This window comes from Alexandriicola marinus (assembly GCF_004000435.1).
Classification (GTDB): domain Bacteria; phylum Pseudomonadota; class Alphaproteobacteria; order Rhodobacterales; family Rhodobacteraceae; genus Alexandriicola; species Alexandriicola marinus.
In genome coordinates this window covers 92850-105891 of record NZ_RBVZ01000002.1, presented here as the reverse complement: position 1 = coordinate 105891, position 13042 = coordinate 92850, and the positions used below count along the sequence as shown (strand labels likewise).

Genomic DNA, 13042 nt, shown 5'->3' with positions numbered 1-13042 from the left:
ATCCGAGTTCATGCCCTCCGGCCGACTGGCCGGGGGGCATTTTTCCTTGAGGCTGCGCGCTGTGCCCGCGGACAAGGTCTCGGCGATCGCGGTTTGCCTGTGAGCCCTCGGGCGCTTAGTCTGGGAGGTGGACACAGCCCGAAAGGAGCCTGCAATGTGCGGTCGCATGGCCATAACCCTGCCCCATGACGCGATGGCACAGATCTTCGACGCGGCGCCGGGCAACGATCTGCCCGATGTGCCGAATTTCAACGTCTGCCCGACGGTTCAGATCCATACGGTGACCTCTGACGGGGCGGCGCGCAGGTTGCGGCCGATGCGCTGGGGCTTTCTTCCGCATTGGTACAAGGCAACGAACGACGGGCCCCTTCTGATCAATGCCCGAGCCGAGACGATCGCCGAAAAGCCTGCCTTTCGGGCGGCGGTGCGGGAACGCCGCTGCATCGTTGTCGCGTCGGGGTTCTATGAATGGACCCGGCTCGACGATGGGACGCGGCTGCCGTGGTACATCTTTCGTCGGGACGGCGCGCCCCTGGCGCTCGCCGGCATCTGGCAGGAGTGGGAGCGGGGAGAGGAAGGCCATGTCACCTGCGCGGTGGTCACGACCGCCGCCAATGCGCCGATGCGCGAGGTTCACCATCGCATGCCCGTCATCCTGGAGCGTCAGGACTGGCCGCTCTGGCTCGGTGAGGCGGGCAAGGGTGCCGCGGTCTTGATGCGCGCGGCACGGGATGATGTCCTCGACCTCTACCGTGTGGATCGACGGGTGAATTCCAATCGTGCAACCGGTCCTGAGTTGATCGAGCCGATCGACAGCTGAGCGCCCAACAAAATTATGTAATTTTGTTGGGCCACCAAAATTCGCGAATTTTGGTCTGGCCCGTCATTGATCCGACTGGATCAGGGTCGCCGCCTTTTCACCGATCATGATCGCCGGAGCGTTGGTGTTGCCGGAGGTGATCTCGGGCATGATCGCGCAATCCGCGATCCGAAGCCCGTCGACCCCCCGCACGCGCAGCGCGGGGTCGACGACTGCCGCGTCGTCGGGACCCATGCGGCAGGTCCCTGTCGGATGATAGATCGTCGTCGCCGTCTGGCGGGCCCAGTCGAGTGTCGCGTCGTCGTCCGAGAACTCATGCCCCTCGGCGGGTTGATGCAGAGCGGTGATCTCGGGGCGGAGTGGGTCGGTCTGCGCGATCCGCGCTGCGATCCGGATGCCCGCGACAAGGGTCTGGCAGTCTGTCGGCGTGGCAAGGTAGTTGGGATGGATCAACGGATGCACGGCCGGATCGGGCGAGGCGAGCCGGATCTCGCCCCGGCTTTCGGGGCGCAGCTGGCAGACTGATGCGGTGAACGCGGCAAAGGGGTGCACGCCTTCGCCCGGGCTGTCGGCGGACCACGGCTGGATGTGAAACTGGATGTCGGGCGTCTCGACATGGTCGTTGCTGCGCAGGAACCCGGTGGCAAGGCTTGCCGCCATGGTCATCGGTCCGGTCCGGCGCACCGCGTATTCCGCCACCATGCGCAACCTGGCAAGCAGGCTTCGTGCCTCGGAGTTGAGCGTGGGCTTGCGGCAGCGAAACACCAGCCGGGCCTGCAGGTGATCCTGCAGGTTGCGCCCTACCTCCGGCGCGTCGCGCAGGACCGGAAGGCCCAACTTCTGCAAGGCGGCTCCGGGGCCGATCCCCGACAGCATGAGGAGCTGTGGCGATCCGATGGCGCCTGCCGACAGGATCACGTCACGTCGGGCCCGGGCCGTGCGCTCGGCCCCGGTCTTGTCGTCATAGACGACCCCCGTGGCCCGCCCGTCCTCGACAAGAACCCGCCGGACATGTGCCCCTGTCATGACCCGCAGATTGGACCGTGATCTTGCCGGTTTGAGAAAGGCCGTGGCCGCGGACAACCGGCGCCCCCGTGCTGCTGTCAGTTGAAAGTAGCCGACACCCTCTTGCCGGGCGCCGTTGTAATCGGGATTGAAGGGATACCCGGCAGCCTCTGCCGCCGCGATCCAGGCGTCGCAGATCTCGCGCCGGACCGACATGTCCGAGACCGACAGCTCGCCGTCTGTCCCGTGAAACGCGTCCGCCCCGCGCGCCTGATGCTCGGACCGTTTGAACAGCGGCAGAACATCGTCCCATCCCCAGCCCGGATTGCCCATCTGGCGCCAGCGATCGTAATCCTGCGGCTGGCCGCGCACGTAGAGAAGGCCGTTGATCGCCGAGGAGCCACCCAGAACCTTGCCGCGCGGCCAGGCAATGCTGCGGCCATTCAGGCCGGGGCAGGGCTCGGTCCGGTAGCACCAGTCATAGGCGGGATTGTGCATCGTCCGGAAGTATCCCACCGGGATATGGAGCCACGGATTGCGCGCTGGCCCGCCGGCCTCGATCAGCAGGACGCGGGTCCCGGGATCGGCGCTCAGCCTGTTGGCAAGAACGCATCCCGCCGAACCGGCGCCCACGATTATGAAATCGGCGTCACCTTCCATTCTCAGATACAGCGCCCTCCATCGACTTCCATCGCGACGCCGGTGATCATGCTGGCCTCGTCCGAGCACAGGAAACAGGCGGCGTTGCCCATGTCTTCGGGGGTCGAGAACCGTCCCAGCGGGATGGTGGCAAGGAATTTCGCGCGGATCTCGGGCGTGTCTTCGCCCATGAAGCTTTTGAGCAGCGGCGTTTCCCCCGCGACCGGGTTGATCGCGTTGACCCGGACGCCCGCGGGCGCCAGTTCGACCGCCATCGCCTTGGTGGCCGTGATCAGCCAGCCCTTGGAGGCGTTGTACCAGTTGAGCCTTGGCCGGGGCGACACGCCCGCGGTCGAGGCCACGTTGAGGATCGCGCCCCGGCCCGCCGCTTTCATCCCGGGCACGAAGGCGCGCGCCATGAGGTAGACCGACTTCATGTTGACGGCCATCACGCGGTCGAAATCCTCTTCGCTCACCTCCTCCATCGGGGCGGGCAGGTGGGTGACGCCTGCATTGTTGACGAGGATGTCGACCCGGCCCCAGGCCGATCCCGCGGCCTCGGCCATCTTCGCGACGCTGTCGCCCGAACTCACATCGCAGAGCTGTGCAATCCCGCCGATTTCGCGCGCGATCGCATCGGCGCCGTCACCGTTGATATCGGCCACCATCACCTGCGCGCCCTCCGCCGCGAATTTCCGCGCGATGCCCGCGCCAAAACCCGATCCCGCACCGGTCACGATCGCCGTCTTTCCGTCAAGCCGCATGGTCTGTTCCTCCCTTGATCCGTGCCGCCAGGTTCCCGCGCGCCGTCAGTCGGCCGCGATCAGGAACGGTGTCATCGCCGCGCGCAGATCGTCGTCGATCAGCCGGGCCTTGCGTGTCTTCAGGTCCATCAGGACGCAGGTGAAAATCGTCTGAAACGCCATGCGGTCGCCCAGATAGACCCGGTGCCGGAACTTGGCGGCATAGCTGCCGATCTCGGTCAGGGCCGACCGGACATGAACCTCCTGTCCCGGCAGGACCTCGGCCTTGAACGCCGCGTCGGACTGGATCACAGCGAAACTCTGATGCCGGCCCGCGACGATCTGATCCTCGTCCATGCCGAAGGCCGCCATGATGGCAAAACCGCCATCGGAGGCCAGCGCGATATAGCCGGCCACGTTCAGATGGCCCAGAAGGTCGCATTCGTCCTCGCGGATGACCCGGCGGACCGTTTCGATCTCAGCCATGCCAGGCCGCGACCGTTTTCAGCGTCGAAAAGCCATAGAGCGCCTCGAACCCCTTTTCGCGTCCGTGGCCAGACTTGCCGACCCCTCCGAAAGGCAGCTCGACCCCGCCGCCTGCGCCGTAATTGTTGATGAAGATCTGGCCAGACCGGATCGCCTTTGCCAGCCGCATCTGTCGCCCGCCATCGGCCGTCCAGACCGAGGCCACGAGGCCGTAGTCGGTGCCATTGGCAATCGCGATGGCCTCGACCTCGGTATCGAACGGGATCATGACCTGCACGGGGCCGAAGATCTCGTCCCGGGCCAGCCTGTGGTCGGGGGGCACATCCGCGAACAGTGTGGGGATCGCATAGTTTCCGGCAGACGGCGCGCCGGGCGCCAGCACGCCCCGGCCTGCGACGTTCAGATCGCTCCCGAGTTCGAGGAGATCGTTCACGATCCCCAGCTGCCGTTCGGAAATCAGCGGGCCGACATTCAGGTCATCGGTTGCGGGCCCGACCTTCAGCGCGCCATAGGCGGCGGCCATCCGCTCTCGCAGTTCGTCATAGACCGGGCGCTCGACGAGGATGCGGGAAGAGGCCGAACAGGTTTGCCCGGCATTCTGGATGCCGGCATTGACAAGGAACGGCAGCGCCCGATCCAGATCTGCATCGGCAAAGACGACCTGCGGGGATTTGCCCCCCAGTTCCAGAGTGACGGGCACGACGTTCTGCGCGGCGGCAGCCTGGATCCGCGCGCCTGTGGCGACCGATCCGGTAAACGATATATGTTGCACGCCCGGATGGGCCGACAACGCTGCGCCGGCCTCGGCCCCGAGGCCGGTGACGACGTTGAGCGCACCGGGCGGAAGACCCGCCTCCAGCGCCAGCTGCGCGAAGGCCAGAGCCGTCAGGCAGGCCTCCTCGGCGGGTTTCAACACGCAGGCATTGCCCATCGCGAGCGCCGCCCCCACCGACCGCCCGATGATCTGCATCGGGTAGTTCCACGGGATGATATGCCCCGTCACGCCATGCGGTTCGCGCAGGGTATAGACGGTGTAGCCGTCGAGATAGGGGATCGTCTCGCCCATCACCTTGTCGGCGGCCCCGCCGTAGAATTCCATATACCGCGCAAGCGCGAGCGCATCTGCGCGGGCCTGGGTCAGGGGCTTGCCGACGTCGGCCGCCTCGAGCCGTGTGAGCGCCTCGCTATGCGTCTCGACCAGACGGCCCAGACGCGACAGGACCCGGCCGCGTTCGGTGGCCGTCATGCGGCCCCAATCGCCCGCGCGCGCGGCATGGGCTGCGGCGACGGCGGCGTCGATCTCTGCCGGGCCACCCTTGCCGATCCGGGTCATCGCCAGCCCGGTCGACGGGTCGGTCAGGGGCAGGGTGTCGCGGGCCTCGATCCACTTGCCTCCGATCAGGTGGGCGGCGGCTGGAATGCCGAATTCGTCAAGTTGCATGGGCGGCGCTCCTGTCCAGGTCGGGCAGCCGGGGGGCGGCCTCGATCAGGGTTCGGGTATAGGGATGGGCGGGGCTGTCGAAAACGGTTTCCGTCCGCCCCTCTTCGACGATCCGCCCCGATTTCATCACGAGGACACGATCGGTCACGCTGCGCACGACCGACAGGTCGTGGCTGATGAAAAGATAGCCAAGCGGGCGTTTCCGGCAGAGATCGGCGATCAGATCGAGGATCTGCGCCCGGACCGAGACATCGAGGGCCGAGACCGCCTCGTCAAAGACGATGAGTTCCGGTTCGATGATCAGCGCGCGGGCGATGGCGATGCGCTGACGCTGACCGCCGGAAAACTCGTGGATGTAGCGGTCGGCGTCAGCGGGCGTCAGCCCCACATCGCTCAGCGCGCGGGCGATGGCGCGGTCGCGGTCGGCGCCTTTCGGGGGGCTGGGCAAGAGGTGAAAGGGTTCGGTGATAAGCCGGCCGACCCGGTGGCGCGGGTTGAACGATCCGTAGGGGTCCTGAAAGACGACCTGCATCTTGCGCCGGGCGCTGAGGTTCGGCCTGTGGCCGGTAAAGACGGGCTCCCCATCGAGTGTGATGGAGCCGCCCTGCACCTCTTCCAGACCGAGGATCGCGCGGGTCAGCGTGGATTTCCCGCAGCCGGATTCGCCTACCAGCCCGACCCGTTCGCCCCGGTTGATCGTCAGGCTTACGCCGTCGACCGCGCGCATGTGGCGCGCCGGTTCGAACAGCTTGCGCCGGGGCAGGCGGTAATCGCGCACCACGTCGCGCAACTCCAGCATCGGACCAGGCGGCGGCGCGGGCGGCAGGTCGACCGCATGGTCCGACGCCTCGAACAGGGCGCGGGTATAGGGGTGGCGACGCTCGGCGATGATCCGGGCCGTTGGTCCCTGTTCCATCACCTCGCCATGGCGCATCACGACGATCCGGTCGGCCATGTCCGACACCACCGCAAGGTCATGGGTGATCATGACAAGGCCCATGCCGAATTCGTCCACCAGCCCCTTGAGCAGGTCGAGGATACGGGCCTGCGTCGTCACGTCGAGCGCGGTTGTCGGCTCGTCCGCGATCAGGAGCCGTGGCCGCAGCGCGATTGCCATGGCGATCACAACGCGCTGACGCTGCCCGCCCGATAGCTGGTGCGGATAGCGGTTCAACGGGAACCGGTCCTGCGGCAGGCCCACCCGGTCGAGCATTTCGGCCGCCCGTGTCCGCGCCTCGGCCCGGCTGCCGGCACCGTGAACGAGGATCGTCTCGGCCACCTGATCGCGGATGGTCTGGACGGGGTTGAGCGCCGTCATCGGCTCCTGAAAGACCATGCCCATGGCGCGGCCGCGCATCTTGCACAGCTCGGGCTCGGGCAGGGAAAGAAGCTCTTGCCCGTCGAGTTCGATCCGGCCGTCGGCCCGCGCGGCCTTGGGCAGCAATCCCATGATCGCAAGCGCCGTCATGGACTTGCCCGACCCGCTTTCGCCGGTGACGGCCACGATCTCGCCCGGCTCCACCTGCATCGACAGGCCCGAGACGGCCTTCGCCTCGCCGAACCGCACCGTGAGGTCGCTGATCGCCAGAAGGCTCATGCCCGTTCCACCCGGAGCCGCGGGTCGAGCCAGTCGCGCAGACCGTCGCCCATCAGGTTAAGACCCAGAACCATGAAGACGATGGCAAGCCCGGGCACAAGTGCCGTGTGCGGCGCGATGGCGACAAGGGTCTGGGCATCGGCCAGCATCCGCCCCCAGCTTGCCGTGGGGGGCTGCGCGCCAAGGCCGATATAGCTCAGTGCCGCCTCGGCCAGGATCCCGAGCGAGAACTGGATCGTGCCCTGCACGATCATCAGGTTCAGGATGTTGGGCAGGATATGCTCCCACGAGATGCGGAAGGCCGATTTGCCCGAGACGCGCGCGGCAAGGATGAAGTCCCTCTCCCACAGCGAGAGCGCGCCCGAGCGTGATAGCCGGGCAAAGACGGGGATGTTGAAGATGCCGATCGCGATGATCGCGTTGACCGCACTCGCTCCGAAGATCGCGGTGATCAGGATTGCGATCACAAGCGAGGGGAAGGCAAAGATCAGGTCGTTTCCGCGCATGATCAGCTCGTCAAGCAGGCTGCCTTTGCGCGCCGCCGCCCACAGGCCCAGCGGCACGCCAAGCGCCATCCCGATCCCCACCGCCAGCAGCGCCACGGCGATCGAAGTGCGCGCCCCTTCCATGATCATCGACAGGATGTCGCGGCCGAACTGATCGGTGCCCAGCCAGTTGGCGCCCGAGGGCGGCTTCAGCTTGTTCGGGATATCGAGGCTCTCGATGTCATGGGGTGTCCAGATCAGCGAGATGGCCGCCATGCCGACGAAGAGGGCGGTCAGAACTGTGCCGATCAGGAAGCTGCGCGGCATCACCGGCCCGTCCTCAGCCGCGGATCGACGGCCGCATAGGCCAGATCGACGGCGAAATTCACCACGATCACTACAAAAACCAGAAGCATCACCACGCTTTCCACCACGATCAGGTCGCGCGCTGAAATCGCCTGAAAGATCAGCCGCCCCAGCCCGGGCAGGAAGAACACCTGTTCGATGATGATCCCGCCGGCCAGAAGGAAGGCGAATTGCAGGCCGATGATCGTCAGAACCGGGATCAGCGCGTTGCGCACCGCATGGCGCCACAGCGCCTGACGGCGCGACAGCCCCTTGGCCCGGGCCGTGCGGATGAAATCCTCGTCCAGCATGTCGAGAAGCGAGGATCGCATGACGCGCGCGAGGATCGCCGCCTGCGGTAGCGCGAGCGCGATGGCTGGCAGGGTCAGCGCCTTCATCGCCTTCCAGAAGCCCTCGTCCCAGCCGGGGAAGCCGCCCGAGGGGAACCATCTCAGGTTGATCGCGAAGATCAGGACAAGGATCATGGCAAACCAGAAATTCGGCACCGCCACGCCCAGCTGCGTGGCCCCCATCACACCCAGATCGCCCGCGCGCCCGCGCCGGGCCGCGGCATAGATACCCGCCGGAAAGGCGATCAGCGTCGACAGGCACAGCGCATAGATCGCCAGCGGCAACGACACCCAGATCCGGTCGGCCACCATTTCGGCCACCGGGGTCTTGTAGGTGATCGACGTTCCGAAATCGCCACGCAGCATCCCCCAGACCCAATCGGCGTAGCGCAGCGGCAAGGGCTGATCGAGCCCCATCTCGGTGCGCAGCGCCGCCAGCGTATCGGGCCGCGCGTTGACGCCGAGGATCAGCGCGGCAGGATCGCCGGGGATCACCTCGATCACCGCAAAGATCACGATCGAGGCCACAATGAGGCTGACCACGAGCGAGAGCAGGCGTTTGAGGGCATAGCGCAGCATGGCGCCACGTTAGCACCCGCGGGCAGGAGGTAAACGGCAATCCGACAGCCCGTTTCGGGCTCTGGCCCTTGGGGCCTGACGGGTTAGATGTGGGCCATGCTGTCCCGTCCGCTCTTTCTGGGGTCCGAGATCTATCGCGGCTCGTCCTACGGCCCGTCGCATCCGCTGCGGGTGCCCCGCGTCTCGACCGTGATCGATCTGGCGCGCGCGCTGGGCTGGCTCGGGCCGGATCAGTACATGACCTCGCCGCGTGCCAAGCCCGCGGCCCTGACCGCTTGGCATACGCCCGACTATATCGCCGCCCTCCAGCGTGCAGAGGCCACGCAGGAAGCCCGGCCCGAAGACATCGCCCGCCACCATATCGGCACGGTGTCGAACCCGGTCTATCCCGAAATCTACCGCAGGCCCGCAACGGCCGCCGGGGCCTCGATCCTTGCGGGCGAGCTGCTGGCGGATGGCGGGATCATCCACAGCCCGGCGGGTGGGACGCATCACGGCATGCCGGACCGGGCCAGCGGGTTCTGCTATCTGAACGACGCGGTGCTCGCGATCCTGTCGCTCAGGGCTCATGGTGCGCGCCGCATCGCCTATATCGACATCGACGCGCATCACGGCGACGGGGTGGAATTCGCCTTTGGTGCCGATCCGGAATGCATCCTGATCTCGGTCCATCAGGAAAAACGCTGGCCGGGGACAGGCACGCTGGCCGATGACGGCGGCGGGCACAGCCACAACCTTCCGGTGCCGCGCGGTCTGAACGACACGGAGTTCGCCTACATCCTGAACGAGCTGATCCTGCCCAAGGTCACGCGCTTTGCGCCGGATGCGATCGTCCTGCAATGTGGCGCCGATGCGGTCGAGGAGGATCCTCTCTCGCATCTCGAACTGTCGAACAACGCCCATTGGTCGGCGGTGGCCGCGCTGATGGGCCTCGCGCCGCGGCTTCTGGTGCTGGGCGGCGGGGGATACAATCCGTGGTCTGTCGGGCGGCTCTGGACCGGGGTCTGGGCGGTGCTGAACGGCCACCCGATCCCCGAAAGGCTGCCGCCAGAGCCGGAGGCGGTTCTGCGGGCACTGGAATTCAAGGGCAACAGGCGGGGCCGCAACCCCCCGGAGCATTGGTTCACCACGCTGCGCGATGCGCCGCGCCCGGGCCCGATCCGCGACGAAATCCGCCACGGTGTCGGGGTCTTGATCCGCCGCGACACGTGAATGTTACGGATTTCTTGCACCTTTCGGATCGCTGTCGTGCCTTGGAACTTGCGGGGTGCTTGTGGATGATACGCCGGCTGAAGGATGCAGGCCGCACGAGTGTCTCGGACAAGCGTCAGGCTCGGCACGTCGAGTCCTGTGCTGTCTTGCTGAAAGCCTGGCTTGTCCAGAACCCTCGCTGAGGCGTAGTTTGCAAGCCTCCCAACTGCAAGGCTTGAGATGCTCCATCCGGCAGACGGGTCAGACGAGACCCTTGAAAGCTCACTTGCGCGGGCCTGTCCCCGGGTTGCCTCGGCCACCAGATAGCGCCGATGCAGGTTGCCTTGGCGGGCCGCGACAGGGATCAGGACACCCAAGATCCGGTTGGCGTCGGCGTTCCGCTCGAAACGTCAGCCGTTGCAGAAAGTCAGCCTGATCGGGTGTCGTCTGGGAGCCGGGCCGCGCAGGGCGGCCCGGCTCCTGTCCGTCACTCCGTCCAGCTGACGCCCGTCAGATCGACCGCGGCCGTGGGCTGGTTGAGCCAAAGCCCCTCGATGCCGGCCCGCGCTACGGTGGGATAGGCCAGTTCGAAGAGGTAGCCGTTGACGTAATCCTCGGAGATGATGGTCTGCGCCCGGGCCAGAAGCTCGGACCGGCCGGCGGGATCGGTTGTGGCCGTCAGCTCTTCCATCACGGCCTGGAATTCGGCGCTGTCATACTGGAAGTAGTAGTCGGGATTGGCATAGATCCCGATATCCATCGGCTCGGTATGGCTGACGATCGTCAGGCCGAAATCCTTGTTCGAGAACACCTCTTCCAGCCATTGCGCCCATTCGAGGTTGCTGATCTCCGTCTCGATGCCGACTTCGCGCAACTGGGCCGCGATGATCTCGCCGCCGCGGCGGGCATAGGAGGGGGGCGGCAGTTTCAGCGTGGTGGTAAAGCCATCCGCAAAGCCTGCCTCTGCCAGAAGCGCGCGCGACAGGTCGGGGTCGTATTGGCTGTTGCCGGTCAGGTCGACATAATCGGGATTGTGCGGCGCGAAATGGGTGCCGATGGGCGTGCCCAGACCGAACATCGCGCCGTCGATGATCGCCTGCCGGTCGATCGCGTGGGCAATGGCCTTGCGCACGCGCACGTCATCCAGCGGGGGCACCATGTTGTTCGTCGACAGGATCGTCTCGCCCTCGGTATTGCCGACCAGCACCTGAAACCGGGGATCCGCCTCGAATTGTGGCAGGTTCTCGGGCGCGGGGAAGCCGGCGAAGACGTCGATATCCTCGGCCATCATCGCCGCGAAGGCCGCCGTCGGATCAGAGATGAACCGGAAGGTCGCCGCGCTCAGCGCCGGCGCGTCGCCCCAGTAGCCCTCGTAGGCCGACAGCTCGATCCGGTCGCCCTCGACCCATTCGTCGAACTTGAACGCCCCGGTGCCGATCGGGTTGGTGGCGATGGTTTCGATGCTTTCGGGGGCCACGATCACCGCGTCGCCCCATGCCATGTTGAACAGGAACGATCCATCGGGTTGCGCCAGCGTCACCTGCACCGTCAGCGGATCGATCACCGTCACGTCGGCGATCCCGGCAAAGAGGCCTTTCTGCGCGTTCGTCGAATCCTCCGCCCGCGCGCGGTCGAGGCTGAACTTCACGTCCTCTGCGTCCATCGTGGTGCCGTCATGGAAGGTCACGCCGTCCCGCAGGGTGAAGGTATAGACAAGCCCGTCATCCGAGATGTCCCAGCTTGCCGCGAGGCCCGGCACGACCGACCCGTCGGCCATGAACCGTGTCAGCCCTTCGAAGACGTTGGAATAGAGCACGCTGTCGATGGCCTGCGCGGCCCCGCCCGTGGGATCGAGGTTCGGCGGCTCGAGCTGGATGCCGACGGTGATGTCGGTCTGCTGCGCATGCGCGGCACCGGCCAGCAGCGCGATTGCGCTGGCGCCGATCAGTTTGCGGGTAAAGGCGGTCATGGTCATCTCCCTCCGGGGTTATGGGTCTTGTTCGGCATGCAGAAGATCGATCAGGCTGCGGGCCATGACCTCTGCGCTTTGCATCATGTCGTCGACGCCGACGTATTCGTCTGGCTTGTGGGCAAGATCGAGGATGCCGGGGCCATAGGCCACGCAGTTCCTCAGCTTGCCGATCCGGTCGATATGCTTCTGGTCATAGGATCCGGGCGAGGCCACGAATTCGGCCTCCTTGCCCATGACGTTCCCGATCTGGCGCGCCACGGCCTGTGCCACCGGCGCATCGCGATCCGTCATCGAGGGGATGACATGGTTCAGCTCGCGCAGGGCATAGCGAAACTTGGGTCGTTCGTCAGAGATCGCCTCCAGAAGACCCTCGATCTCGCCTTTGACGCTGTCGTGGCTTTCTTCGATCAGGTAGCGGCGGTCGATCACGATGCGGCAGCTGTCGGGGACGCAATGCGACGGCAGCGCCGTGGAATCGAGCGGGCGTTCGGCCTGTCCGCCATGGATCGAGTTGATGTTCATCGTGGAGGAGCGCGCGCCTTCGGGCACGACCGGCATCTCGGTCCGGCGGGCCGCCATAGCAGGGAAAAGATCGCGCTCGAACCGGTCGAGAACGGCCCCCATGTGGCGCACGGCACAATCGCCGAGGAACGGCATGGAGCCGTGGGCGATCTCTCCGAATGTCTCGATCTCGGCCCACCAGCCGCCCCGGTGGCCAAGGCAGACGCGATCCTTGTTCAGCGGTTCGGGAATGATGACATGCTGCACCCGCTGCGGCGAGAAGAAGCCCTTCTCGGCGAGATAGGCCACACCGCCATAGCCACCCGATTCCTCGTCCGCGGTGCCGGATATCTCGATGGCGCCCGCGAAATCGGGAAAGACCTCTAGAAAGGCCTCGACCGCGATGATCGACGCGGCAAGACCGCCCTTCATGTCGCAGGCGCCGCGGCCGTAGATGCGCCCGTCGATCAACGCACCGCCGAAGGGATCGGTCGTCCAGCCGTGGCCCGCCTCGACCACATCGATATGGCTGTTGAAATGCACGCAATCGCCGGGCCGCGTGCCCTCGCGCCGGGCCACGATGTTCCAGCGTGGATAGGCGGTGCAGTCGCCGGGCGTTCCTTCGGCGCGCACCAGTTCCGTCGAAAACCCCGCGCGGCCAAGCCGCCGGTCGAGGTAGTCGCAGATCTCGCGGTAATTCTCGCCCGGAGGGTTGCGCGTCGGAATGCGGATCAGGTCCTGTGTCAGCGCGATCAGGTCGTCGTGTCTGTCGGCCAGGGCACGGGCCAGCGCGTCGTCGCGGAGCGGAGGGGCGGCAGCAGTTTCCATGGGTTGAGTATGGAACCAATCCCGATACGGTATCAACACCGCATCGCAGGAGGGCCGGAA

At 66.1% G+C, this 13042-nt stretch carries 11 protein-coding genes; 2 read left to right on the top strand and 9 right to left on the bottom strand.

What is annotated here, in order from left to right:
- Positions 1-154 precede the first annotated feature (154 nt).
- Positions 155-820 carry an SOS response-associated peptidase gene (locus EP376_RS06925; protein WP_127654844.1) on the top strand — a complete coding sequence of 222 codons (666 nt, stop codon included), beginning with the start codon at positions 155-157 and terminating at the stop codon, positions 818-820.
- A 63-nt stretch (positions 821-883) separates the two neighbouring features.
- Here EP376_RS06925 and EP376_RS06920 read toward each other — a convergent pair whose 3' ends face one another.
- The 7 genes from EP376_RS06920 to EP376_RS06890 are packed head-to-tail and all read right to left on the bottom strand — an operon-like array spanning position 884 to position 8490.
- On the bottom strand, positions 884-2485 hold the full coding sequence (locus EP376_RS06920; RefSeq protein ID WP_127654843.1) for a GMC family oxidoreductase: 1602 nt from the start codon (positions 2483-2485) through the stop codon (positions 884-886).
- Between the two features lie 2 nt (positions 2486-2487).
- On the bottom strand, positions 2488-3228 hold the full coding sequence (locus tag EP376_RS06915) for an SDR family oxidoreductase (RefSeq protein ID WP_127654842.1): 741 nt from the start codon (positions 3226-3228) through the stop codon (positions 2488-2490).
- A gap of 45 nt (positions 3229-3273) precedes the next feature.
- Positions 3274-3693, bottom strand: a complete 420-nt coding sequence (locus tag EP376_RS06910) for an acyl-CoA thioesterase (protein ID WP_127654841.1) — start codon at positions 3691-3693, stop codon at positions 3274-3276.
- Positions 3686-5134 carry an aldehyde dehydrogenase family protein gene (locus tag EP376_RS06905; RefSeq protein ID WP_127654840.1) on the bottom strand — a complete coding sequence of 483 codons (1449 nt, stop codon included), beginning with the start codon at positions 5132-5134 and terminating at the stop codon, positions 3686-3688. The genes EP376_RS06910 and EP376_RS06905 overlap by 8 nt, the downstream gene beginning before the upstream one ends.
- On the bottom strand, positions 5124-6731 hold the full coding sequence (locus tag EP376_RS06900; protein ID WP_127654839.1) for an ABC transporter ATP-binding protein: 1608 nt from the start codon (positions 6729-6731) through the stop codon (positions 5124-5126). The genes EP376_RS06905 and EP376_RS06900 overlap by 11 nt, the downstream gene beginning before the upstream one ends.
- The gene (locus EP376_RS06895) at positions 6728-7543 is read right to left on the bottom strand and encodes an ABC transporter permease (RefSeq protein ID WP_127654838.1); all 816 of its coding nucleotides are present in this window, start codon (positions 7541-7543) and stop codon (positions 6728-6730) included. The genes EP376_RS06900 and EP376_RS06895 overlap by 4 nt, the downstream gene beginning before the upstream one ends.
- Positions 7543-8490, bottom strand: a complete 948-nt coding sequence (locus EP376_RS06890; RefSeq protein ID WP_127654837.1) for an ABC transporter permease — start codon at positions 8488-8490, stop codon at positions 7543-7545. Before EP376_RS06890 ends, EP376_RS06895 begins: the two co-directional genes overlap by 1 nt.
- A 96-nt stretch (positions 8491-8586) precedes the next feature.
- On the opposite strand from EP376_RS06890, the gene EP376_RS06885 reads away from it, so the two are divergent.
- The gene (locus tag EP376_RS06885) at positions 8587-9702 is read left to right on the top strand and encodes an acetoin utilization protein AcuC (protein WP_127654836.1); all 1116 of its coding nucleotides are present in this window, start codon (positions 8587-8589) and stop codon (positions 9700-9702) included.
- A gap of 466 nt (positions 9703-10168) precedes the next feature.
- On the opposite strand, the gene EP376_RS06880 is transcribed toward EP376_RS06885, so the two are convergent.
- Together EP376_RS06880 and EP376_RS06875 are read right to left on the bottom strand one after the other, a co-directional pair.
- A complete protein-coding gene (locus EP376_RS06880; protein WP_127654835.1) occupies positions 10169-11650 on the bottom strand; it encodes an ABC transporter substrate-binding protein in 1482 nt (493 codons plus the stop codon).
- A gap of 18 nt (positions 11651-11668) precedes the next feature.
- Positions 11669-12982 (bottom strand): acetylornithine deacetylase/succinyl-diaminopimelate desuccinylase family protein, encoded by a 1314-nt coding sequence (locus EP376_RS06875; protein ID WP_127654834.1) that lies wholly within the window; start codon positions 12980-12982, stop codon positions 11669-11671.
- Between the last annotated feature and the right edge of the window lie 60 nt (positions 12983-13042).

What these genes read in the sequence shown, in the direction of transcription:
- EP376_RS06875 (WP_127654834.1), bottom strand. Translation starts at nt 12,982, where the DNA reads ATGGAAACTGCTGCCGCCCCTCCGCTCCGCGACGACGCGCTGGCCCGT.
- EP376_RS06880 (WP_127654835.1), bottom strand. Translation starts at nt 11,650, where the DNA reads ATGACCGCCTTTACCCGCAAACTGATCGGCGCCAGCGCAATCGCGCTG.
- EP376_RS06910 (WP_127654841.1), bottom strand. Translation starts at nt 3,693, where the DNA reads ATGGCTGAGATCGAAACGGTCCGCCGGGTCATCCGCGAGGACGAATGC.
- EP376_RS06920 (WP_127654843.1), bottom strand. Translation starts at nt 2,485, where the DNA reads ATGGAAGGTGACGCCGATTTCATAATCGTGGGCGCCGGTTCGGCGGGA.
- EP376_RS06890 (WP_127654837.1), bottom strand. Translation starts at nt 8,490, where the DNA reads ATGCTGCGCTATGCCCTCAAACGCCTGCTCTCGCTCGTGGTCAGCCTC.
- EP376_RS06915 (WP_127654842.1), bottom strand. Translation starts at nt 3,228, where the DNA reads ATGCGGCTTGACGGAAAGACGGCGATCGTGACCGGTGCGGGATCGGGT.
- EP376_RS06905 (WP_127654840.1), bottom strand. Translation starts at nt 5,134, where the DNA reads ATGCAACTTGACGAATTCGGCATTCCAGCCGCCGCCCACCTGATCGGA.
- EP376_RS06900 (WP_127654839.1), bottom strand. Translation starts at nt 6,731, where the DNA reads ATGAGCCTTCTGGCGATCAGCGACCTCACGGTGCGGTTCGGCGAGGCG.
- EP376_RS06885 (WP_127654836.1), top strand. Translation starts at nt 8,587, where the DNA reads ATGCTGTCCCGTCCGCTCTTTCTGGGGTCCGAGATCTATCGCGGCTCG.
- EP376_RS06925 (WP_127654844.1), top strand. Translation starts at nt 155, where the DNA reads ATGTGCGGTCGCATGGCCATAACCCTGCCCCATGACGCGATGGCACAG.
- EP376_RS06895 (WP_127654838.1), bottom strand. Translation starts at nt 7,543, where the DNA reads ATGCCGCGCAGCTTCCTGATCGGCACAGTTCTGACCGCCCTCTTCGTC.